Source organism: Morganella morganii (assembly GCF_041099235.1).
GTDB lineage: Bacteria > Pseudomonadota > Gammaproteobacteria > Enterobacterales > Enterobacteriaceae > Morganella > Morganella morganii_E.
Genome location: NZ_JBFZSO010000013.1, coordinates 63,012 through 83,939, shown reverse-complemented (window position 1 = coordinate 83,939; position 20,928 = coordinate 63,012). Strand labels below are relative to the sequence as shown.

The following is a 20,928-nucleotide window of genomic DNA, read 5'->3' as shown; positions in this document are numbered from 1 at the left end:
CGTTTCCAGCCCCTTCGAGTCAAGCGTTGTTTTTCAACTTTTCGCTTTTTCTCTTTCTGCCGGAACCGCTTGTCAGCATGTTGTTCCGTATCAGTGGTGGCGCATTATAGACACTCGCTGAGATCACGCAAGTGTTTATTTCAACTTTTTTTCTGTTTGCTCAAAAACCGGGCAAACACACAAAGTATCGCTGATTTCCTGTGCATAATGCACAAAAAAGGGGCGCTTTCGCGCCCCTCTGTTTTGCTTTCTGTTGTTATTACTGTTTCGCGGTGATCACACCATCGGTTAAATCCAGGGTGATCATTTTGCCCGGAATCAGTTTGCCGGACAGCATTGCCTGCGCCATCGGGTTTTCGATCTCCTGCTGAATAGCCCGTTTCAGCGGACGCGCCCCGAATACCGGGTCGAATCCGGCTTCCGCCAGTTTATCCAGCGCACTGTCAGTAATCGTGACCTGATAGCCGTGCTCTTCCAGACGTTTATACAGACGTTTGAGCTGAATTTTCGCAATCGCGTGGATCTGCTCTTTCGCCAGCGGATGGAATACCACCACTTCATCAATACGGTTGATGAATTCCGGTCTGAAGTGATGAGAAACCACTTCCATGACCGCGCCTTTCATTGCATCGTAATTCAGTTCACCAAAGTGCTCCTGAATCCGGTCAGACCCCAGGTTAGAGGTCATAATCACGACCGTGTTACGGAAGTCCACGGTGCGACCCTGCCCGTCAGTCAGCCGTCCGTCATCCAGCACCTGTAATAAGATGTTGAAGACATCCGGATGCGCTTTTTCCACTTCATCCAGCAGAATGACAGAATAAGGACGACGGCGGACCGCTTCGGTCAGATAACCGCCCTCTTCATACCCGACATATCCCGGAGGTGCCCCGATAAGCCGTGCCACAGAGTGTTTTTCCATAAACTCGGACATATCGATACGTACCATCGCGTCATCACTGTCGAACAGGAAGTCAGCCAGCGCTTTACACAGCTCGGTTTTACCCACCCCTGTCGGCCCGAGGAACAGGAACGAACCAATCGGACGATTCGGATCAGATAATCCGGCACGGCTGCGGCGGATAGCATTAGCAACCGCATCGACCGCTTCATCCTGGCCGATCACACGACTGTGCATCACCTGCTCCATACGCAGCAGTTTTTCACGCTCGCCTTCCAGCATGCGGGATACCGGAATACCGGTCCAGCGCGCCAGGATTTCAGCGATTTCCACATCAGTCACTTTATTACGCAGCAGCTTCATATCTTTATCTTCTGCTGCATTCGCTGCCGCCAGCTGTTTTTCCAGCTCCGGGATTTTACCGTACTGTAATTCTGACATTTTGGTCAGATCACCGGTACGGCGTGCCTGTTCCAGTGCAGTTTTCGCCTGCTCCAGTTCTGCTTTGATATGCTGAGTGCCGGACAGCGTTGCTTTCTCGGCTTTCCACTCTTCTTCCAGAGACGCATACTCACGCTCTTTCTCACTTAATTCCTGTTCCAGCATATCGAGCCGTTTTTTACTGGCGTCATCGGACTCTTTTTTCAGCGCCTGCTGTTCCAGTTTTAACTGAATGATACGGCGATCCAGTCTGTCGAGGGATTCCGGTTTGGAATCCATCTGCATACGCAGACTTGCACCTGCTTCATCAATCAGGTCAATCGCTTTATCCGGTAACATACGATCCGTGATATAGCGGTGAGATAACGTTGCCGCCGCGACAATCGCCGGGTCAGTTATCTGCACATGGTGATGCAGTTCATAGCGCTCTTTCAGGCCACGCAGAATCGCAATGGTGTCTTCCACTGTCGGCTCTGCCACATAGACTTTCTGGAAACGACGCTCTAATGCAGCATCTTTCTCTATATACTGGCGGTACTCATCCAGTGTGGTTGCACCCACACAGTGCAGTTCACCACGGGCCAGTGCCGGTTTCAGCATGTTCCCGGCGTCCATTGCGCCATCCGCTTTACCCGCGCCGACCATGGTATGCAGCTCATCAATAAAGAGGATGACACTGCCTTCTTCTTTGGATAATTCATTCAGAACGGCTTTCAGACGCTCTTCGAAATCACCGCGGTATTTGGCACCGGCCAGCAGCGCACCGAGATCCAGAGACAGCACGCGTTTGTTTTTCAGTCCTTCCGGCACTTCGCCGTTGACGATACGCTGCGCCAGTCCTTCCACGATAGCGGTTTTACCCACCCCGGGTTCCCCGATCAGTACCGGGTTGTTTTTGGTCCTGCGCTGTAAGACCTGGATAGTCCGGCGGATCTCTTCATCACGGCCGATAACCGGGTCGAGTTTGCCGGATTCGGCGCGCTCGGTTAAATCAATCGTATATTTCTTCAGGGCCTGGCGTTGATCTTCCGCGCCCTGGTCATTCACATTCTCACCACCACGCATAGTGTCTATAGCCTTCTTAAGTGTTTGTTTATTAATTCCGGCTGCTTTTAATACATCTGCTAATGAGCTGTTGCTCTCTAATACAGCCAGAACAAAAATTTCGGATGCGATATAAGCATCATTTTGCTTTTGTGCAATCTGGTCACATATATTCAGGTGACGGATTAAATCCTGAGAGGGTTGCACATCCCCGGCGGAACCTTCCACCTGCGGTAAACGATTGATGGTGTCATCAATCTTCTGATTAAGCTGCGCAATATCCGCCCCGGCTGATGCCAGTAACGGACGCACCGACCCGCCTTCCTGATGCAGAAATGCTGACAGTAAATGCACGGGTTCAATAAACTGATTGCTGTGCCCGACTGCAAGAGACTGGGCGTCGGCGAGCGCTTGCTGGAATTTATTCGTGAAACGATCCAAACGCATAACACCTCCAAAAAATGGCTTTGAATTTTCGCTAAGTACTAAATGAGGACTTTTGTCAAATATTCAAGCCAGATTTTGAAAAAATATTAAATAATATGCGTAATCCTGAAGGTTATGACTTTCGCGGCGGGGTGATCCAGATAAATGACGCCATACGTCCGGTCCGGGCATCACGCCGGTAAGAGAAGAAACGGGCGGTATCCGTGACGGTGCATTCGGTGCCGCCGTAAACAGCAGTCACACCGGCAGCTGCCAGACGCTGCCGGGCCAGCTGATAAATATCCGCCAGATATTTATCACCATAGGGAATAAATGCCGAAGCCGCTTCTGCGGCGTGCGCCATAAACGCCTCCCGCACCTCCGCACCGACCTCAAATTTTTCCGGCCCGATGGCCGGCCCCAGCCAGGCAATAATGTCTGACGGTGCCGCGGCAAAGCAGGAGACCGTATTTTCCAGCACACCGCCGCATAAACTGCGCCAGCCGGCGTGAGCACCCGCCACTTCATGCCCGTCACGGGAACAGAACAGTACCGGCAGGCAATCCGCCGTCATAATCGCACAGACTTTCCCCGGGGTGCGGGTATACACCGCATCAGCCTGCGGGCCGCGCGGTGTGTTGTCATCCAGAATCGCAACATCCGTTCCGTGTACCTGATTCAGCCACAGTGGCGTGTCCGGAAACCCGGCAGCCTCTGCCAGAATCGCCCGGTTACGGGCGACGTCCTCCGGGGAATCACCGGTATGCAGCCCCAGATTGAGGCTGTCAAACGGTGGCTGACTGACACCGCCTGTACGTAATGAACTGCAGGCTCTCACGCCTGCGGGCAGCGGCCATTGCGGGGTAATCAGTGCGGTCATGGTGACTCCTTACCAGTCCATATCATCCTGATGCTCTTGTGCATCAGCTTTGAGAACTTCAATCAGTTTCACCATATCATCCGGAATCGGCGCGTGCCACTCCATCTGAATCCCGGTGATCGGATGGTAAAGACGCAGCATGGTGGCATGCAGAGCCTGGCGGTCAAATTCACGCAGTGCATCGCGGAATTCATCACTTGCCCCTTTCAGCGGACGCGGACGGCCACCGTAGAGCTGATCACCCACCAGCGGATGATTGATATGTGCCATATGCACACGGATCTGGTGAGTACGGCCGGTTTCCAGACGCAGGCGCAGGCGGGTGTGAGCACGGAAATGTTCCATCACACGGTAATGTGTCACCGCCGGTTTACCCATCGGGTTAACGGCCATATGAGTACGTTTGGTCGGGTGGCGGGAAATCGGCTCTTCCACTTTGCCGCCCGCTGTCATACGGCCATTAGCCACCGCTTCATATTCACGGGTGATTTCACGCAGCTGCAGTGATTCCACCAGCCGTGTCTGAGCAGGGACGGTTTTCGCCACCACCATCAGCCCGGTGGTATCTTTATCCAGGCGGTGAACGATACCCGCACGCGGCACATCGGCAATATCAGGATAATGATACAGCAGTGCGTTCAGGACAGTACCGTCCGGATTACCTGCTCCCGGGTGTACCACAAAATCACGCGGTTTATTAATCACCAGGATATCATCATCTTCATAAACGATATTGAGCGGCAGGTTTTGCGGTTCAAAACGCATGTCCTCGTCAATCAGAGCATCAATACTGATCTGTTCCCCGCCCAGCATTTTTTCTTTTGGTTTGTTGACAAGACGGCCGTTAACCTGAACCCTGTCATCTAAGATCCACTCTTTTATACGTGATCGTGAATAATCAGGGAACAATTCCGCCAAAGCCTGATCTAAACGCTGACCGAGCTGTGATTCATTAATAGTTGCGGTAAGTTGTATTTCTTGAGCCATGTTTGTCTCTGTATCAGAAAGTTATATTTTGAACGGCAACACCGTTTCATTTAAACTATGTGGTATTGTATCGTGATCGCCAGCGGGAGCTGTACGGAGTGCTCCCTAAAAAATATTCAGAGGATAATCAACACGTGATGATACGTATGAAATATCTCGTGGCCGCCGCCACGCTAAGCCTCATGTTGTCCGGCTGTTCCGGAAACAAGGAAATTCTCCCGGATGCCTCACCGTCAGAGCTGTATACTGTCGGCCAGGAAAAATTACAGGACGGTAACTATAAAGGGGCCATCACGCAGCTTGAGACCCTCGATAACCGTTTTCCTTTCGGCCCGTATTCACAGCAGGTTCAGCTGGATCTGATTTACGCCTACTATAAAGCAGGTGATTTACAGATGGCACTGGCCTCTATCGACCGTTTCATGCGTCTGAACCCGACACATCCGAACATCGATTACGTCCTGTACATGCGCGGTCTGACCGCTCAGGCGCTCGATGATAACATGCTGCAGAGTTTCTTTGGTATCGATCGTGCTGACCGAGACCCGCAGAACGCACGCGTTGCATTCCAGGATTTCAGCCAGTTACTGCGCTATTATCCGAACAGCATTTATGCAACAGACTCCGCGAAACGACTGGTATTCCTCAAAGATCGCCTTGCGGCCTTTGAACTGGCTGTTGCGAAATTCTACACGAAACGCGGGGCATATGTCGCGGTGATTAATCGTGTTGAATTAATGCTGCGTGACTATCCGGACACACTGGCAACACGTCAGGCGCTGCCGCTGATGGAAAATGCCTATAACGAACTGGGATTAACGGCGGAAGCCGGAAAAGTGGCACAACTGATTGCCGCCAACCCGCGCGACTGAGTTCCGTTTTACCCGTCTGATTGAAAAGGCCATCTCCGGATGGCTTTTTTATTGTCTTATCATTATGTTACTGCATAAAAAATGGCCGACAGCCTTCTCGTCTCTGAGAATATGCGGTCAGCCAACTTATCGATAATGCACGATTCAGTCCTTTCCCGCAAGTTGTATCCTCTGTATTCTCAGCCTGAGTCACAAAATTATAACCTTTTGAAAAAACTAAAAAATATTAGTGACGGCGATCAATTTTTTCTTGCCGCCATCAACGTATTCTGAGCATCAACAAGACGGATGTAACAAAGAGAGGTCACTATGAATGTGAATATCACCAGTAAGCAAATGGAGATCACCCCGGCAATCCGGGAGCATGTTGAAAACCGTCTCGATAAGCTGAGTAAGTGGCAGGTTCCTTTAATTAACCCGCACATTATCCTCGCAAAAGATCCGCAGGGATTTGTGGTTGATGCCACCATCAGCACACCGAATGGAAATTTAGTTGCCAGCGCCAAACACGCTGATATGTATGCCGCCATCAATGAATTACTGGCGAAACTGGAACGGCAGCTGAATAAAGCACAGCACAAAGGTGAAGCGCGCCGCGCGGATAACAGTGTTAAAGAAGCCAACCTTGTGTCTGATGAAGAATCCGCAGAATAAAAAATATAATAAATTGAGTTTTGTCTCTGCGCGCCCTCCGGGCGCGTTTTTTTTGGTTGACACAACGGGTTGCATCAGGTCTATTAACTATCATCTGATGACACAACGGACAACGTACTGACCATGTATCCCCGTATCCGCTTCTTCTTTTTCTTTTTTCGCTTCTGTTAATGAGGCTTTTTGTCGTGTGAGAAAGAAAACGAAGACGCACAGAAAAGCCTCCCTCCGCGGAGGCTTTTTTTATCGCCGGGAAACAGGGTCTGAGGACAACATATGAATGATCTTTTAGCTATACGGGAACAAATCAGCCAGCTGGATGCGCAATTACTGGATTTACTGGCAAAGCGGCGGAAACTGGCCGTGGCTGTCGCGCAGACAAAATTACAGGATAACCGCCCTATCCGCGATAAGAACCGCGAACGTGAACTGCTGGATGTACTGATAAACAAAGGCAAGCCGCACGGGCTGGACGGGTTTTATATCACCCGTCTGTTCCAGCTGATTATCGAGGATTCCGTTCTGACCCAGCAGGCGATTTTACAAAAACACCTGAATCAGACGCCGGATAACAGCGCGCGGATAGCTTTCCTCGGCCCGAGAGGATCTTATTCACATGTGGCGGCCCGTCAGTATTCCGCCCGTCATTTCGATCATATGACCGAGTTCAGCTGCCGTAAATTCCGCGATATTTTTGAGCTGGTTGAAAACGGTCAGGCAGATTACGGAATGCTCCCGCTGGAAAATACCAGTTCCGGCGCCATCAATGATGTCTATGATTTGCTGCAGACCACTCCGCTTTCCATTGTCGGCGAGCTGCGTCTGCCGGTGAATCACTGTCTGCTGACCATTCCGGGTGCGGATCTTGCCGGGATCACCACGCTTTACAGTCACCCGCAGCCGTTCGAACAGTGCAGCCAGTATCTCAGCCAGTTCCCGGATCACAAAATTGAATACTGCGAAAGCACCGCTGCGGCAATGGAAAAAGTCGCCTCCCTCAACCGGACGGATGTGGCGGCTCTCGGCAGTGAAGCCGGCGGCGCACTGTACGGGTTACAGGCGATTGCACAGAATCTTGCCAATCAGCAGACCAATATGACGCGGTTTATTGTCATTGCCCGCCAGCCGATTGATGTGTCAGAGCAGATACCAGCGAAAACCACGCTGCTGATGGCGACCGGACAACAGGCAGGGGCGCTGGTCGATGCTCTGATTATCCTGAAAGAGCATGACATTGTGATGAGCAAACTGGAATCCCGCCCTATTCACGGCACGCCGTGGGAAGAGATGTTTTATATTGATGTGCATGCCAATCTGCGTTCAGTACCGATGCAGCAGGCGCTCAAAGCGTTACAGGCAATCGCCCGTTCGGTGAAGGTGCTCGGCAGTTATCCGGGGGAACATGTCCCGCCTGCCTTAATCGGCTGATTATACCTGGCCGGGGTGCCGCCGCGCCACGCTGCCGCACAATACGCCTGTTCAGAGTCAGGTTTTACACGTAGCATGTTCTGATATCTGTTTGTCACCATCAGAGGTTGCGGGTAAACTGCACCCTTTATTTTTATTCGGAGTTCTTACGGCATGAGTGATATTGCGGGCTGGCAGCCGACTGCCCCGATAGCCAATCTATTAAAACGTGCAAAAATTGTTAATGAAATCAGACATTTTTTTGCAGACAGAGGTGTATTAGAAGTCGAAACGCCGACCATGAGTCAGGCGACCGTCACCGATGTCCATCTGCGCGCCTTTGAAACTCAGTTTACCGGCCCCGGAGCCGCACAGGGAATAACGCTTTATCTGATGACCAGCCCGGAGTACCACATGAAACGGTTGCTGGCAGCGGGCAGCGGGCCTATTTATCAGATCGGTCGCAGCTATCGTAACGAGGAAGCCGGACGCTATCATAATCCGGAGTTCACCATGCTCGAATGGTATCGTCCTCATTATGATATGTACCGTCTGATAAATGAGGTTGATGATTTATTACAGCAAACCTTAGAGTGTGAAAGTGCAGAATCATTATCCTACCAGCAGGCTTTCCTGCGCTACCTGGATATCGATCCGCTGACTGCCGAGAAAGACAAACTGCGTGAAGTTGCAGCCAAACTGGATGTCAGCAATATTGCTGATACCGAAGAAGATCGCGATACCATTTTGCAGTTGCTGTTTATGGTGGGTGTAGAGCCGCATATCGGGCTGGAAAAACCGACCTTTATTTATCACTTCCCGGCAAGCCAGGCTTCACTGGCGGAAATCAGCTCTGAAGATCACCGCGTGGCCGAGCGCTTTGAGGTGTATTACAAAGGGGTTGAGCTGGCAAACGGCTTCCGTGAACTGACTGATGCCGCAGAGCAGCGGCAGCGCTTTGAGCGGGATAATCGCAAACGGGCAAGTATGGGTCTGCCGGAACAGCCGATTGATGAAAATCTGCTGGCAGCACTTGAACACGGATTCCCGGAATGTGCCGGTGTGGCACTGGGGATCGACCGTCTGATTATGCTCGCACTGGGTGCTGACAGAATCAGTGATGTCATTGCTTTCCCGGTGGATCGCGCATAATATTTTCTCAGCCATCTGTTATGCAGATGGCTGCTTCAATTCCCCGGCCTCCTGCTTATTTTACCCGTTATAACTAATCAGTTTATTATTTGAAAGTGACCTGTGTAATCTGATGTTATTTTTCATTGAATTAATATTATCGATATAAATCAATGGAAAATATGTAATGCATATATCACCAGAAACCCTGTCAGCGAAATTTCACACCTTTGAGTCATCTGTAAAATCAGCCATTAAAAATGTGTTTTCTTCCTTACATTCTGTTTCTCAGATTCAAATGACCACGCATAAACCAGCCGGTTTCAGCGCAGTGACGTTCAGTTTAGATGACGATATCGGCGCAAGAAGCGGAAAAACTATCCTGCAAGGCTATTCAAATAATTTCAGAGGCAAGGGAGAAGATGCCATCATACTTCACGGCAGTACAGACGGACGGCTGACAGTCGGCACAAAAGCCTGTAAAGTCATCGAAAATGGCCGCGAAGTAACAAAGCTGGACACATCAGACACACACCATCTGCGCGCTGATGAGTTGGTCGAATATATTAAAAAAGAGTCCGGTAACCGGATTGATCTTACCGGCAATACGGGTCCTATACATCTGCTCAGTTGTTACGGAAAGCGTTACGCTGCACAGGAGCTGGCAAACGCCACCGGTCGTGATGTTATTGCTTATTCACATCAGCAAATCCGGTGCGGTGGTCTGCAACAAATAGAACGAATCAGTTTTTCAGTTGAAAGTGCCTATAAAAATAAATATGACCCGAGAAAAATCATTTATGGCTCAGAAGCTTACCCTTCTGTACCTAAAACTTTTCATCCTGTGAAATAAACAGGTGAAATAAACAGGTGAAATAGCCGGTGCTGAATACTATCAGCACCAGCTTTATCAGCGGCGGCTGTCTCTCGCCTGTTGCAGCAGTCCCTGACTCTCTTTCATAAAGCGCTGTGCGTGTTCGCCGAACCAGTCACTGACGGCGGAAAACTGCGAAATAAACTCTGCTTTATCCCGGCTTTCCAGCAGTGCCATGGCTTCACCGAACTCACGGTGATAATTCTCTATCACATCCAGGTTATCTTCCGAAGCCATAATGATATCTGCATAAAGCTGCGGATCCTGGGCAAACAGGCGTCCAATCATCACCAGTTCCAGCCGGTAAATCGGTGATGACAATGACAGCAGCTGCGCAAGATCGACATTTTCTTTTGCCAGATAGCGCCCGTAAGCAAAGGTGGTGAAGTGACGCAGCGCCTGAATGTAGCGCATATTGCGATCATGCTCCTGCGCCTTAATACCCTGTAAATGCGCGCCCCAGACTGTAATCTGTTCCAGGAACCACTGATACCGCTCCGGGAAACGTCCGTCACAAAAGGCCACCACCTGCTTGGCAAAGCTGCCGACATCCGGGCCGAACATCGGGTGCAATCCGAGCACCGGCCCGTTGTGCACTGCCAGCATTGCCTGTAACGGCCCCGCTTTGACAGATGCGAGATCCGCCAGGATGCAGTCTTCCGGCAGCGGCGGCAATTGTTTGATAATCTGCTCTGTCAGGTGAATAGGCACACTGACAATCACCATTCCCGCATCCGACAGCAATTCAGGCGCATCGGCCCAGTCACCACTGTCAAGGACACGCACGGTATAACCGGACAACTCCAGCATCCGGCGGAACAACTGCCCCATTTTGCCGTCACCGCCGACAATCACGATCGGACGCGCCTGCGCATTGAGCTTTTTAAATCCTTTATCATTCTCACGGGAATAGGATTCCCGCATGATACGGCGCAGCACATCCTCTATCAGATCCGGCGGAACCCCGAGGGATTCAGCCTCCTGCCGCCGGGATGCCAGCATCGCGGCTTCGCGATCCGGCGCATAGACCGGCAGGCCGTGCTGACTTTTCACTTCCCCGACTTCCGCCACTAACTGCAGGCGTTTTGCCAGCAGTGACAGCAGCGATTTATCCACTTCATCAATTTGATCACGTAAATGCGTTAATGCACCGGACATACACCCTGCCTGTTTTTATTATCCTGCCTGCTGTAACTGAACCACACGCTCTGCCAGCGCCGGTGAGATCTGCTGATGCAGCTGGCGCAGAACCGCTTCAGTGGTTTCCCAGCTGATGCAGGCGTCCGTCACTGACACGCCGTACTGCATGGCACTGCGCGGCTGTTCTGATGACTGATTGCCTTCGTTAATATGGCTTTCCAGCATAATACCGGTAATTGAGGTATTTCCGGCACAAATTTGTTCTGCCACGGCATCCACCACCAGCGGCTGACGACGGAAATCTTTATCCGAGTTGCCGTGACTGCAGTCTACCATCAGTGAGGGGGTGAGACCGGCTTTCTTCATTTGTGCCTCACATTCCGTAATATCTTCCGCACTGTAATTCGGGCGTTTCCCGCCGCGCAGGATCACATGGCCGTTCGGGTTACCCTGTGTCTGTAACAGACAGACCTGACCGGACTGGTTGATCCCCATAAAACGGTGTGGCATGGACGCGGCTTTCATGGCATTGATGGCGGTGCTCAGACTGCCGTCAGTCCCGTTTTTAAAGCCGACCGGCATGGACAGACCGGATGCCATTTCACGGTGTGTCTGTGATTCGGTGGTACGCGCCCCGATGGCAGACCAGCTGAACAGATCCCCGAGGTACTGCGGGTTATTCGGATCCAGCGCTTCACCAGCCAGCGGCAGGCCGAGCTGAACCAGATCCACCATCAGTTTACGGGCAATGTGCAGACCTTTTTCCATCTCGAAAGATCCATCCATAAACGGATCACTGATAAGCCCTTTCCAGCCCACAGTTGTCCGCGGTTTTTCAAAATAGACACGCATCACGATATACAGACTGTCACTCAACTCAGCAGATAATTCTTTCAGACGGCGGGCATACTCCAGCGCTGCATCCGTGTCATGAACGGAACACGGGCCACAGACAACCAGTAAACGCGGGTCGCGGTGATGAACAATATCCGCAATCGTCTTACGCGCACCGGCGATGGCATGCTGGTCGTTGCGACTCAATGGGTACTTTTGTTTCAGTTCTTCCGGTGAGATTAAAACAATTTCATCACTGATGTGAACGTTATTGAGTGCGTCTTTTTGCATGATCATAGTGTTTTCCTGCTGAGTTTTACAAAAAATGGATTACGTGTTGAGAGTCTGAGAAAACACCATAACATCCTTCGTAAATAATTCAATCCAAAATCGTAAAATTTTTAAATTTTCGTACATTTTAAATTACAAAATAAAAATGGCATGTTCTCCCCGGAGAAATAAGAACATCTCATCCATCTCAAAAAAACAACCAATACATTGATAAAAAAGAAAAAATAACAATATAAAAACATAACATTTAAAATAACCGATAAAAGCGGGACACCTTAAAACACAGAGATATTGTAAATATATATTTACATTAAAAAATGGTGTCATATAAACAATACAGAGAATTGAACAGAAAACAGGCAGGAAAGAAAAATAAAATAGCGTATAAAAAAGGCCAGCACGAAGCTGGCCTTTTATTATCATATCGGATGCTTGCGCATTATTTTGCGTTCAAACGCTCTTTAATACGAGCTGCCTTACCTGAACGCTCACGCAGGTAGTACAGTTTAGCACGACGAACGGCACCACGGCGTTTAACGCTGATGCTGTCAACAACAGGTGAGTGAGTCTGGAATACACGCTCAACACCTTCGCCGTTAGAAATCTTGCGAACAGTGAATGCAGAGTGCAGACCGCGGTTACGGATAGCGATAACCACGCCCTCGAATGCCTGCAGACGTTTTTTAGAACCTTCAACGACCCATACCTTAACTTCCACGGTGTCACCCGGACGGAATGAAGGTACGTCTTGTTTCATCTGCTCTTGTTCAAGTTGTTTAATAATGTTGCTCATAATAAATCTCTTACCCTAGGTAAACTGATATTTCAAAAGATATCCCGCAGGATACCTGGATTAACTTGTTGCTCCGGACTGATATTCCCGCTGGAATTCAGCCAGCAACATCCTTTGCTCGTCAGTCAGAGCTAGGCTTTCCAGAAGTTCAGGTCTTCTGAGCCAGGTGCGACCGAGTGACTGTTTCATACGCCAGCGATCAATTTCTGCATGGTTGCCCGACAGTAAAACCGGCGGAACATTCATGCCATCCAGCACCTCAGGACGGGTATAGTGCGGGTGGTCAAGTAAACCGTCAGCAAAGGAATCTTCTTTTGCTGATGCCTGATGTCCGAGGACACCCGGGACAAAACGCGATACAGCATCAATCAGTACCATCGCCGGTAATTCACCACCACTGAGCACGTAATCCCCGACTGACCATTCTTCATCAATTTCAGTCTGGATAACGCGTTCATCTACTCCCTCATACCGGCCGCACACCAGAATTAACTTCTCGTTGGCGGCCAGCTCACAAACTCCCTGTTGATCGAGTTTGCGGCCCTGCGGCGAAAGATAAATCACTTTCGCATTGTCACCTGCGGCAGCTTTTGCTGCATGGATAGCTTTGCGCAGAGGCTCCACCATCATCAGCATGCCGGGACCGCCCCCGTAGGGCCGATCGTCCACAGTGTGGTGCCGGTCATACGTGAAATCACGCGGGTTCCAGCAATCTACACTGATCAGGCCGTTTTTTACTGCCCGTCCGGTTACACCATGCCCGGTAATTGAGAGGAACATTTCAGGAAACAGGCTGATAACCCCAATCCACATTTTCGTGTCCCACTTAATGACAAAACCATCACCGGAGGTTTAAAAACCGGGATCCCACTCAACTTCAATCAGTTTTTCAGTGAGATCAACTTTCCTGATAACCTGCCCGTCAAGAAACGGCACTAACCGCTCTTTCATGCCGAAGGCATCTTTCAGATTTGCTTTTATCACCAGAACATCATTCGACCCGGTTTCCATTAAATCGGTTACGGTGCCGAGATCATATCCGCCGGTGGTCACTACACGGCAGCCCATAAGGTCTTTCCAGTAGTAATCATCGCCGTCTAATTCCGGTAACTGCGAACTGTCCACCACGATTTCCGCGTTAGTCAGTACGTTTGCAGCATCTCTGTCGTCAACCCCTTTGAGTTTGACGATCATATCCTGATTGTGGGATTTCCAGTCTTCCGGTTCGATGTGTTGCCACACCCCGTTACGCTGAATAAACCACGGCTGATAATCAAAAATACTTTCAGTATTTTCGGTGGAAGAAAACACTCTGAGCCACCCTTTAATACCGTAAGATGACCCCAGTTTGCCGAGTACAATCGGATCAGAAGGGGCTTGCGGATTAGTGTGCTTGCTCATTGTTGCCACCGTGACAGATTAAGCTGCTTTTTTTGCGTCTTTGATCAGTACAGCAACACGATCAGAGACAGTTGCACCCAGACCAACCCAGTGTTCAACACGGTCCAGATCTAAGCGCAGAGTTTCAGCCTTACCGGCAGCGATAGGGTTGAAGAAACCAATACGTTCGATGAAACGACCGTCACGTGCATTACGACTGTCGGTTACGACGATTTGGTAGAACGGACGCTTTTTTGCGCCGCCACGAGCTAAACGAATTGTTACCATAACATCCTCATTGAATTGACAAACAACCAGACCCCATCGAGGAATGGCGTCCGGTTGTCATAGAAAAAGCCCGAAAAGTTTACTCACTTTGGCGAAAAAATCAATCCAAAGTGATTATTCTTTGTGACTTTCTTTGTTTTACCGCCCCATCATACCCGGCGGCATCATACCTTTCATGCCCCGCATCATCTTCGCGAGGCCCCCTTTCTTCATCTTTTTCATCATGCGCTGCATATCATCGAACTGCTTGAGCAGCCGGTTGACATCCTGCACCTGAGTTCCGGAACCTGCTGCGATACGGCGTTTGCGGGACCCTTTGATAATGTCCGGTTTGACGCGCTCTTTTTTGGTCATGGAATTGATCATCGCTTCCATTTTGGTCAGCACGCTGTCATCCATCTGCGATTTCACCGCGTCAGGCACCTGAGACATGCCCGGCAGCTTAGTCAGCATCCCGGCCATGCCGCCCATATTGCGCATCTGCTTAAGCTGTTCCAGGAAATCATTGAGGTCAAACCCGTCACCTTTTTTCAGCTTGGAGGCCAGTTTCTCCGCCTGGTCGCGGTCAACTTTGCTCTCAATCTCTTCAATCAGTGACAGCACATCGCCCATGCCCAGAATACGGGAGGCAACACGATCCGGATGGAACGGCTCCAGTGCATCGGTTTTTTCCCCGACACCCAGGAATTTAATCGGTTTACCGGTGATATGGCGGATAGAGAGCGCCGCACCGCCGCGCGCATCACCATCGACTTTGGTCAGCACCACACCAGTCAGCGGCAGAGCTTCGTTAAAGGCTTTGGCGGTGTTTGCCGCATCCTGACCGGTCATGGCATCCACGACGAACAGGGTTTCCACCGGGTTAATCGCCGCATGCAGGTCTTTGATCTCGCCCATCATGCCTTCATCGACATGCAGACGGCCCGCGGTATCCACCAGCAGGACATCAAAGAATTGCAGCTGCGCATGTTTCAGCGCTTTTTTAGCGATATCAATCGGTTTTTCTGACACATCAGACGGGAAAAATTCGATTCCCACTGTTTCTGCCAGCGTCTGTAACTGTTTAATCGCCGCCGGACGGTAAACGTCCGCAGAGACCACCAGCACCTTTTTCTTATGTTTTTCTTTCAGCAGTTTACCGAGTTTTGCCACACTGGTGGTTTTACCCGCACCCTGCAGACCGGCCATCAGTACCACAGCCGGCGGCTGGGCGGAGAGATCCAGGGCGTTGTTTTCCTCGCCCATGGCCGAAACCAGTTCGCCCTGAACGATTTTGACGAACTCCTGCCCCGGCGTCAGGCTTTTATTCACCTCATGGCCGACAGCACGCTCTTTGACGCGGTTGATGAAATCCCGTACCACCGGCAGGGCAACATCGGCTTCCAGAAGCGCCATGCGCACTTCGCGCAGCGTTTCTTTAATATTGTCTTCCGTCAGTCGTCCGCGACCACTGATATTGCGCAAGGTGCGCGAAAGTCTGTCAGTTAAATTATCAAACATGTCATCGACTCTGCCAAAACTGAGCTAAAAATAGAAAAGATACCCGGGATTATAACACGCGCCGCAGCAAATCAGCGAACCGATTTACGTAAAGTATCGTGTAATCATTGGAGTGATCTGCGGGCTGCGGTATACTGACGTATGAATTTTGTTTCATCTTACTGACTGAATAATCACAAAACCATGCCTGAAATCTCTGTTGTTGCAATTAGCGCGTATCTGTTAAGCCTGGTTCTCCTGATGCCGGGCGTGCTCCGCTATCAGCGCGGCTACCGGAAACTGGCGCTGATCTTTGCCGTTATCGCGCTGGTGTGTCACGGTGTGGCGGTTAAATCACAGATTTTTCAGGGCGTTGGTCAGAACCTGACACTGCTGAATCTCGGTTCGGTGGTCAGTCTGCTGGTCTCCGTCATTATGACGATTGTCGCGTTTCAGGGCCGGGCGTGGTTCCTTATCCCGATTGTTTACAGCTTCTCGATGGTCAACCTGATTCTTGCCACCCTGATGCCGGGCGAGTTTATCACCCACTTACAGGCCAGTGTGCCGCTGTTTGTGCATATCGGGCTGGCGCTGCTCAGCTTCGCGACACTGATTATTGCGGCACTGTATGCCATGCAGCTCGGCTGGATGGATCATCAGCTGAAAAACAAACGTCTTAAGTTTACGCCGGATATGCCGCCGTTAATGGTTATCGAGCGTAAAATGTTTCATATCACGCAGGTCGGCGTGATTCTGCTGACACTGACACTCGCCACCGGCATTGTGTTTATGGATAACATCTTTGATAAAGATAATATTCATAAATCATTGCTGTCGATGGTTGCCTGGTGTGTCTATATCGTGCTGCTGTGGGGACACTATCATGAAGGCTGGCGCGGCAAACGGGTTATCTGGTTTAACTTTGCCGGCGCCTTTATTCTCACACTGGCATTTTTCGGGCACCGTCTGTTTCAGGAACTGATGCTGTATGCATAACGGCCGGTCTCTGTAACGCCCTTTTCCGCTCATCACAAAAGAAAGGAACACCGCTGTGGAGCACGTCTCAACAAGCACGCTGATTATTATTCTTATTTTATTAGTGATAATTTCAGCGTACTTTTCCGCATCCGAAACCGGGATGATGACCATCAACCGCTACCGGCTGCGCCATCAGGCCAAGCAGGGAAACCGGGCGGCACGCCGTGTCGAGCATCTGCTGGAGAAACCGGATCGTCTGCTGAGCCTCATTCTTATCGGTAATAACCTGGTGAATATTGTCGCCTCCGCACTGGGGACAATTGTCGGTATGCGCCTGTACGGTAACGCCGGTGTGGCTATCGCCACCGGGGTGCTGACCTTTGTCATCCTCGTCTTTGCCGAAGTGATGCCGAAAACCATTGCCGCACTCTATCCGCAGCAGGTTGCCTTTCCGAGCAGTTTTCTGCTGCGTCCGCTGGCAAAAATCTGTCTGCCGCTGGTCTGGGCATTTAACGCGATAACCCTGATTCTGATGCGCTGCATCGGTATCCGCGGCACCGTGATCCGCAGTGATGCGGTATCAAAAGAAGAACTGAAAACCATCGTTAATGAGTCCAAAGGCAAGCTGTCCCGCCGCAACCAGGACATGCTGATCTCCATCCTCGATCTGGATAAAGTCAGTGTGGATGAGATTATGGTGCCGCGTACTGAAATCATCGGGATTGATATTAATGATGAGTGGAAATCTATTCTGCGCCAGCTTACGCACTCGCCGCACGGCCGGATAGTGCTCTACCGCGACTCGCTGGATGATGCCATCGGCATGCTGCGTGTCCGTGAAGCTTACCGGCTGATGATTGAGAAGCAGGAATTCACCAAGCAAATGCTTATCAAGGCCGCCGATAAAGTCTACTTTGTGCCGGACAGTACACCACTGAACTTACAGCTGGTTAATTTCCAGCGCAATAATGAAAAAGTCGGACTGGTTGTCGATGAGTACGGTGACATCCAGGGGCTTATCTCCGTGGAAGATATCCTGGAAGAAATTGTCGGTGATTTTACCACCTCAATGTCACCGTCGCTGGCCGAGGAAGTGACCCGTCAGCCTGACGGCACACTGCTGATTGAAGGCTCGGCCAATATCCGCGAAATCAATAAAGCCCTGAATCTCTCCCTGCCGGAGGAAGGCGCCCGCACCATTAACGGCCTTCTGCTGGAAGAACTCGGTGATATCCCGACACTCAATACCGTTGTCGCCATCGGGCACTATCAGTTTGAAGTGGTTGCCATCGGTGAGAATGTGATTAAAACGGTAAAACTGTCGCCGCTGAAACCGGCCGGTGCGGATATCGCTGCTGATATCTGAGAAAGATAAAAGACATAAAAAAACCTGCGGCAGCAATGCGCGCAGGTTTTTTTGTATCCGGGGCTGAAAAATTACGGATGCAGTTTTTCCAGCTCATCATCAGATAACAGCAGTTCATCATTTTTGTTGACGCGGACATCACGCTCAATGATGTTTTTTGCAATCTGATGTGCTTCTTCCAGTGAATGCATTTTATACGTCCCGCACTGATACAGGTTCAGCTCAGGGATCTTCGCCTGATCTTTGACCGTCAGGATATCCGCCATAGCGTCTTTCCAGGCCTGTGCAACACGGGTTTCTGACGGCGCACCAATCAGGCTCATATAGAACCCGGTACGGCAGCCCATCGGCGAGATATCAATGATTTCAACACCATTGCCGTTTAAATGGTTACGCATAAAACCGGCAAACAGGTGTTCCAGTGTATGCGTTCCTCTTTCCGGCAGAATCTCTTCATTAGGAACACAAAAACGCAGATCGAAAACAGTGATGGTATCGCCACCCGGGGTGGTCATGGTTTTCGCTACGCGTACCGCAGGTGCCGCCATGCGTGTGTGGTCAACTAAAAAACTATCCAGCAAAGGCATAATTCCCGCTCCTCTTTTTTTTGTAAAAAATGCCGAACGAATGAAACTTTTTCTGAATACGCTGGTCTGATGTATTGAAAGACGCGCAAATTGTTATCATCCCTATTCTCTGAGAGATTTATTTTGGCCACATTGATTGTGGCCATTTTCTTATCTGTCAGAAATCAGCGACCGCCATGCAGCGCCAGATATTCATCAAAACTTATCGTATCACTCTCTTCCATCGCTTTTTGTTTATCGACAGAAGCCTGCCATTGTTCAGCAAAGTCTGCTTCACTGATCACTTCATACGGCTCGTGAGTCAGTTCTTCATGATACCGATCTGCCAGGGTCAGCCCGTAACTTCCGATACCTGCTTCTTTTATCAGCGCCAGCATCCGCCCCGAGAACGTCAGTTCCGGGTCATCAAACTGTGCTTTCAGTGCTTCGCACACTTCGCGATACTGTGTGCCTGAGCAGGTATCTAACACATCGGCAACACGCAGGAGATCATTAAACAGTGCGTGACCCACTTTTTGCAAGGGTTGTTTTTCACGGCCGCAGCCGATACCGATTTCCTGTCCCGGTTTACGCCCTTCCAGAATCACACGATTCCAGTTATGGCGGGCACACGCCAGTTCATCCGCGCTCATTTCCGGCGCATCCGCCAGCACACACCAGATAAGGAACAGGTCGAGGAAACGGATTTGAGTTTCATCGACACCGGTGGCAGAGAACGGGTTGATATCCAGGGCACGGACTTCGATATACTCCACCCCGCCGCGCTGTAAGGCATCTGACGGTGACTCATCGCCTTTCTGCACACGCTTCGGACGGATAGGCGCATAGAACTCGTTTTCAATCTGCAGAACGTTGGCGTTAATCTGGAGGTGTTTTCCGTCTTTGGTTAATCCCAGCGCGGCAAATTCTTCAGACGGGATCTGAATGGCATTCTTCAGCCCGGCGACATAAGTATCCAGATGGTTGAAGGTGATGTTCAGATCACTTTGTGACTTGTTGGTATAGCCGAGGTCACTTAAACGCAGTGACGTGGCATACGGCAGGTATAACGCGCCTTTCGGCAGCGTTTCAAACGGCAGATTGGTTTTGCGGCCGCGCAGGAACGAGCTGCAAATCGCCGGCGATGCACCGAACAGATACGGGATCACCCAGCCGAAGCGATAATAGTTACGGATCAGGCGGAAATAGCCGTCTGAGATTTTATCCTTGCCGCTTTCCGCATCACTGATACCGCTCCATGCCTGCCAGAATTCCATCGGCAGAGAGAAGTTATAGTGGACACCGGAAATGGTCTGCATCAGCGCGCCATAGCGGTTTTTAAGCCCTTCACGGTACAGTGTCTTGAAACGGCCGGCATTGGATGTGCCGAACTGCGCCAGTTCGATATGGTCTTCAGAATCAATGAAGCATGGCATACTCAGCGGCCACATCCGTTCATTGTTCAGATGACGCGCAGTGTAGCGGTGCACATCACGCAGAAATTTCACGGTGTAATCAATACGCGAGTCCACAGGGGTTATAAACTCCAGCAGTGACTCGGCAAAGTCTGTGGTGATCCACTTATGGGTTAATGATTTTCCCAGCCCTTCCGGGTGACCGGTACGTGCCAGAGCACCATCCGGCGTGATACGCAGTGTTTCGCGCTCAATGCCGCGGTTGATGCCTTTTAAAATCCGGGGGTGCGTCTCTAACCATGAGAGCGCTTTGGATACATCCGGGATCAAATCGACCTCCCGTCCTGATAATGGATATTATTCATAAGAGGGATACTTTATCGCAAAGCCGGGTTATTGTCGCTGTGATTCGACCCTGCCCCACACAAACGGAACAGCAGAAACCACTGCCGCGACAATACATTATCCCTCTTACACGTCATTGTTATACGATCAGTTTCAGAAGCATCTGTACTTCAGATAACGAGTATGACGTAAAAACGGATTCGATTCAGTGACGGGAAAAACGGAAAAAGAAAAACCCCGCTCAAAGAGCGGGGTTTTTATATGGTGCACCCGAGAGGATTCGAACCTCTGACCGCCCGGTTCGTAGCCGGGTACTCTATCCAGCTGAGCTACGGGTGCTGAATATGGAATAAGAGAGGAAGATGGTGCACCCGAGAGGATTCGAACCTCTGACCGCCCGGTTCGTAGCCGGGTACTCTATCCAGCTGAGCTACGGGTG

The 20,928-nt window shown here is 50.5% G+C and carries 19 protein-coding genes, 1 tRNA gene and 1 other annotated feature; of the genes, 7 read left to right on the top strand and 13 right to left on the bottom strand.

The window, feature by feature from the left end; genetic code table 11:
* Positions 1-259: 259 nt before the first annotated feature.
* The 3 genes from clpB to rluD all read right to left on the bottom strand — a co-directional run bounded on the left by clpB (position 260) and on the right by rluD (position 4,679).
* Positions 260-2,833, bottom strand: a complete 2,574-nt coding sequence (gene clpB, locus AB7038_RS16755; RefSeq protein ID WP_368890138.1) for an ATP-dependent chaperone ClpB — start codon at positions 2,831-2,833, stop codon at positions 260-262.
* A 112-nt stretch (positions 2,834-2,945) separates the two neighbouring features.
* Entirely contained in the window at positions 2,946-3,692 is a 747-nt protein-coding gene (gene yfiH, locus AB7038_RS16750; RefSeq protein WP_368890139.1) for a purine nucleoside phosphorylase YfiH, read from the bottom strand.
* A 9-nt stretch (positions 3,693-3,701) separates the two neighbouring features.
* The gene (gene rluD, locus AB7038_RS16745; RefSeq protein ID WP_004237889.1) at positions 3,702-4,679 is read right to left on the bottom strand and encodes a 23S rRNA pseudouridine(1911/1915/1917) synthase RluD; all 978 of its coding nucleotides are present in this window, start codon (positions 4,677-4,679) and stop codon (positions 3,702-3,704) included.
* A 137-nt stretch (positions 4,680-4,816) separates the two neighbouring features.
* Here rluD and bamD point away from each other — a divergent pair, with 137 nt between their 5' ends.
* From bamD to AB7038_RS16720, 5 genes are all read left to right on the top strand, one after another.
* The gene (gene bamD / locus AB7038_RS16740) at positions 4,817-5,551 is read left to right on the top strand and encodes an outer membrane protein assembly factor BamD (RefSeq protein WP_046895224.1); all 735 of its coding nucleotides are present in this window, start codon (positions 4,817-4,819) and stop codon (positions 5,549-5,551) included.
* A gap of 309 nt (positions 5,552-5,860) precedes the next feature.
* A complete protein-coding gene (gene raiA, locus AB7038_RS16735) occupies positions 5,861-6,205 on the top strand; it encodes a ribosome-associated translation inhibitor RaiA (RefSeq protein WP_004237887.1) in 345 nt (114 codons plus the stop codon).
* A gap of 122 nt (positions 6,206-6,327) precedes the next feature.
* Positions 6,328-6,449, top strand: a sequence feature (Phe leader region).
* Positions 6,450-6,478: 29 nt separating this feature from the next.
* Positions 6,479-7,630 (top strand): bifunctional chorismate mutase/prephenate dehydratase, encoded by a 1,152-nt coding sequence (gene pheA, locus AB7038_RS16730; RefSeq protein WP_368890140.1) that lies wholly within the window; start codon positions 6,479-6,481, stop codon positions 7,628-7,630.
* 153 nt (positions 7,631-7,783) lie between these two features.
* Positions 7,784-8,761 (top strand): elongation factor P--(R)-beta-lysine ligase, encoded by a 978-nt coding sequence (gene epmA, locus AB7038_RS16725; RefSeq protein WP_368890141.1) that lies wholly within the window; start codon positions 7,784-7,786, stop codon positions 8,759-8,761.
* A 166-nt stretch (positions 8,762-8,927) separates the two neighbouring features.
* Positions 8,928-9,593 carry a hypothetical protein gene (locus AB7038_RS16720; RefSeq protein ID WP_368890142.1) on the top strand — a complete coding sequence of 222 codons (666 nt, stop codon included), beginning with the start codon at positions 8,928-8,930 and terminating at the stop codon, positions 9,591-9,593.
* Between the two features lie 57 nt (positions 9,594-9,650).
* Here the strand turns inward: AB7038_RS16720 and tyrA are convergent, their stop codons facing one another.
* The 7 genes from tyrA to ffh all read right to left on the bottom strand — a co-directional run bounded on the left by tyrA (position 9,651) and on the right by ffh (position 15,840).
* A complete protein-coding gene (gene tyrA / locus AB7038_RS16715; RefSeq protein WP_368890143.1) occupies positions 9,651-10,772 on the bottom strand; it encodes a bifunctional chorismate mutase/prephenate dehydrogenase in 1,122 nt (373 codons plus the stop codon).
* Positions 10,773-10,790: 18 nt separating this feature from the next.
* Positions 10,791-11,885 (bottom strand): 3-deoxy-7-phosphoheptulonate synthase, encoded by a 1,095-nt coding sequence (locus tag AB7038_RS16710; protein WP_004237882.1) that lies wholly within the window; start codon positions 11,883-11,885, stop codon positions 10,791-10,793.
* Positions 11,886-12,318: 433 nt separating this feature from the next.
* Entirely contained in the window at positions 12,319-12,672 is a 354-nt protein-coding gene (gene rplS / locus AB7038_RS16705; RefSeq protein WP_004237881.1) for a 50S ribosomal protein L19, read from the bottom strand.
* Positions 12,673-12,732: 60 nt separating this feature from the next.
* Positions 12,733-13,485, bottom strand: a complete 753-nt coding sequence (gene trmD / locus AB7038_RS16700) for a tRNA (guanosine(37)-N1)-methyltransferase TrmD (RefSeq protein ID WP_108655220.1) — start codon at positions 13,483-13,485, stop codon at positions 12,733-12,735.
* Positions 13,486-13,524: 39 nt separating this feature from the next.
* Positions 13,525-14,073: a ribosome maturation factor RimM gene (gene rimM / locus AB7038_RS16695; protein WP_004237879.1), complete on the bottom strand. Its 549-nt coding sequence runs from the start codon at positions 14,071-14,073 to the stop codon at positions 13,525-13,527.
* Positions 14,074-14,091: 18 nt separating this feature from the next.
* On the bottom strand, positions 14,092-14,340 hold the full coding sequence (rpsP, locus tag AB7038_RS16690) for a 30S ribosomal protein S16 (protein ID WP_004237878.1): 249 nt from the start codon (positions 14,338-14,340) through the stop codon (positions 14,092-14,094).
* 138 nt (positions 14,341-14,478) lie between these two features.
* Positions 14,479-15,840 (bottom strand): signal recognition particle protein, encoded by a 1,362-nt coding sequence (ffh, locus tag AB7038_RS16685; protein ID WP_368890145.1) that lies wholly within the window; start codon positions 15,838-15,840, stop codon positions 14,479-14,481.
* A gap of 183 nt (positions 15,841-16,023) precedes the next feature.
* Here ffh and AB7038_RS16680 point away from each other — a divergent pair, with 183 nt between their 5' ends.
* Positions 16,024-16,815: an inner membrane protein YpjD gene (locus AB7038_RS16680; RefSeq protein WP_368890146.1), complete on the top strand. Its 792-nt coding sequence runs from the start codon at positions 16,024-16,026 to the stop codon at positions 16,813-16,815.
* Between the two features lie 55 nt (positions 16,816-16,870).
* Positions 16,871-18,163 (top strand): CNNM domain-containing protein, encoded by a 1,293-nt coding sequence (locus tag AB7038_RS16675; RefSeq protein ID WP_072871846.1) that lies wholly within the window; start codon positions 16,871-16,873, stop codon positions 18,161-18,163.
* 71 nt (positions 18,164-18,234) lie between these two features.
* Here the strand turns inward: AB7038_RS16675 and luxS are convergent, their stop codons facing one another.
* The 3 genes from luxS to AB7038_RS16660 form a co-directional block, all read right to left on the bottom strand.
* Positions 18,235-18,750, bottom strand: coding sequence for an S-ribosylhomocysteine lyase (gene luxS / locus AB7038_RS16670; protein WP_004238743.1), 516 nt, complete (start codon positions 18,748-18,750; stop codon positions 18,235-18,237).
* A 164-nt stretch (positions 18,751-18,914) separates the two neighbouring features.
* On the bottom strand, positions 18,915-20,474 hold the full coding sequence (gshA, locus tag AB7038_RS16665; protein WP_368890147.1) for a glutamate--cysteine ligase: 1,560 nt from the start codon (positions 20,472-20,474) through the stop codon (positions 18,915-18,917).
* Between the two features lie 277 nt (positions 20,475-20,751).
* Positions 20,752-20,828 (bottom strand) — tRNA-Arg (locus AB7038_RS16660).
* Positions 20,829-20,928: the final 100 nt, after the last annotated feature.

Excerpts from the sequence above, each read along its gene's own strand:
- clpB (WP_368890138.1), bottom strand. The coding sequence starts at position 2,833 with ATGCGTTTGGATCGTTTCACGAATAAATTCCAGCAAGCGCTCGCCGAC.
- yfiH (WP_368890139.1), bottom strand. The coding sequence starts at position 3,692 with ATGACCGCACTGATTACCCCGCAATGGCCGCTGCCCGCAGGCGTGAGA.
- rluD (WP_004237889.1), bottom strand. The coding sequence starts at position 4,679 with ATGGCTCAAGAAATACAACTTACCGCAACTATTAATGAATCACAGCTC.
- bamD (WP_046895224.1), top strand. The coding sequence starts at position 4,817 with ATGATACGTATGAAATATCTCGTGGCCGCCGCCACGCTAAGCCTCATG.
- raiA (WP_004237887.1), top strand. The coding sequence starts at position 5,861 with ATGAATGTGAATATCACCAGTAAGCAAATGGAGATCACCCCGGCAATC.
- pheA (WP_368890140.1), top strand. The coding sequence starts at position 6,479 with ATGAATGATCTTTTAGCTATACGGGAACAAATCAGCCAGCTGGATGCG.
- epmA (WP_368890141.1), top strand. The coding sequence starts at position 7,784 with ATGAGTGATATTGCGGGCTGGCAGCCGACTGCCCCGATAGCCAATCTA.
- AB7038_RS16720 (WP_368890142.1), top strand. The coding sequence starts at position 8,928 with ATGCATATATCACCAGAAACCCTGTCAGCGAAATTTCACACCTTTGAG.
- tyrA (WP_368890143.1), bottom strand. The coding sequence starts at position 10,772 with ATGTCCGGTGCATTAACGCATTTACGTGATCAAATTGATGAAGTGGAT.
- AB7038_RS16710 (WP_004237882.1), bottom strand. The coding sequence starts at position 11,885 with ATGATCATGCAAAAAGACGCACTCAATAACGTTCACATCAGTGATGAA.
- rplS (WP_004237881.1), bottom strand. The coding sequence starts at position 12,672 with ATGAGCAACATTATTAAACAACTTGAACAAGAGCAGATGAAACAAGAC.
- trmD (WP_108655220.1), bottom strand. The coding sequence starts at position 13,485 with ATGTGGATTGGGGTTATCAGCCTGTTTCCTGAAATGTTCCTCTCAATT.
- rimM (WP_004237879.1), bottom strand. The coding sequence starts at position 14,073 with ATGAGCAAGCACACTAATCCGCAAGCCCCTTCTGATCCGATTGTACTC.
- rpsP (WP_004237878.1), bottom strand. The coding sequence starts at position 14,340 with ATGGTAACAATTCGTTTAGCTCGTGGCGGCGCAAAAAAGCGTCCGTTC.
- ffh (WP_368890145.1), bottom strand. The coding sequence starts at position 15,840 with ATGTTTGATAATTTAACTGACAGACTTTCGCGCACCTTGCGCAATATC.
- AB7038_RS16680 (WP_368890146.1), top strand. The coding sequence starts at position 16,024 with ATGCCTGAAATCTCTGTTGTTGCAATTAGCGCGTATCTGTTAAGCCTG.
- luxS (WP_004238743.1), bottom strand. The coding sequence starts at position 18,750 with ATGCCTTTGCTGGATAGTTTTTTAGTTGACCACACACGCATGGCGGCA.